This window comes from Variovorax sp. 10L421 (assembly GCF_056395365.1).
Genome location: NZ_JBFTJJ010000067.1, coordinates 1 through 1,425, shown reverse-complemented (window position 1 = coordinate 1,425; position 1,425 = coordinate 1). Strand labels below are relative to the sequence as shown.

Here is a 1,425-nt window from a genome sequence, read left to right as displayed (position 1 = left end):
ACATCGAGCAGGATCCGCTGTGGAACGGGGAGCAACTCAACACGCCTGCCCCGTTCGCGAAGGAAGAGATCGCGTTCTACCAGTGCGACCACCTGGGCACGCCGCAGGAGCTGACGGACCACGAGGGGCGCATCGCCTGGTCGGCCGGCTACAAGGCCTGGGGCGAAGCCAGGCAGGCGATCAGCGAGGCGGGACGCAAGGCGGGGTTCAGGAATCCGATCCGGTTCCAGGGGCAGTACTTTGACGACGAGACGGGGCTGCACTACAACCGGTATCGGTATTACGACCCGGTGAGTGGGAGGTTTGTATCGAAGGATCCAATCAAGTTGCTGGGAGGCTTGAACCTTCAGTTGTATGCGCCGAGTCCGACAGAGTGGATCGATCCGTGGGGGCTTGCAAGCTGCTCGCTTTACAGATCGATGAAAACGGGAGCAGATGGATTGCCACTACCTGAACCTACTGCAAGAGGCTTGGGGGCGCGTATTCCAGGCGATCTATCTGCTGATGAGCACGGAAACGTTCATCCCAACACCGGTGGTATATCAGTCGCTCCGCATACGCCGGGGAATCTGCCTAGCCATCGCCGGCCAGCAAGTCTTGGAGGAACAGGCAAAGACGAGGTGTGGGGCATCAACTCAGAAAATCTTGGGCCGGACTTGCGGTATGTGCAGGACTGCCCAACGCACGGAACTATTCAGCCCAGCCGCACGATGCCAGCCGGCGAATACCAAGCCGCCCTAGAGCGAACGAAGACAAGATGGAGAAAGCCATGACACACGATGCATTCCCCTCCCAGGAAATTCAAAAAGAAGTTGCATGTCAACTAGAGAGAGGCGCCGACTTCATGCAACTCCACGGGCTGCTCAGTCAGTACAAGAAAAAGGGACTAACCGCAGACGAGGTTGCACACGAGCTAGAACAACTTAGGAACTCTGTGACCGTCGAATCCAGAGAGGACGCAATACTCGAGCTATTGGACATAGTTCGTGGGTTTTGCTCGCCCAGTCTAAAAATTTGGTGAAGCACGGTTGTCAAATATTTAGACGGTTGATGACTAGATGTGATGTTTCCGATGGTGTCGACGGCGAAGTACTCCGCTAGATCGCTGTGATCGATTTGGAATCAAACGCGTACCACTGGGACCTGCTGGGGCGCCTCCACGAACTGCACAACGAGAACGGCAGCCGCTACGACTTCCGCTACGACCCGGTCGGCAGGCTGCTCGAGGAAACCGGCTTCGACCGCAAGGCCACGCAGTACCGCTACGACGAAGCCAGCGGCGTGCTGGCCGAAGTCATCGAAGCCGGCCACAGCACCCGGCTCGAATTCGACCCCCTGGGCCGCCTGAGCGAGCGCCAGGCCGGTGACCAGACCGAGCGCTTCGCCTACGACCGCAACGGGCTTCGCCTACGACCGCAACGGCCG

The 1,425-nt window shown here is 58.7% G+C and carries 2 protein-coding genes; both read left to right on the top strand.

Annotation, left to right across the window (positions count from 1 at the left end; translation table 11 throughout):
• Positions 1–773: RHS repeat domain-containing protein (locus tag AC1DFC_RS29750; protein WP_478180585.1), on the top strand; the 773-nt coding region annotated here is incomplete at its 5' end.
• Positions 774–1,107: 334 nt separating this feature from the next.
• The coding region (locus AC1DFC_RS29745; protein WP_478180584.1) for a hypothetical protein at positions 1,108–1,425 on the top strand (318 nt) is incomplete at its 3' end.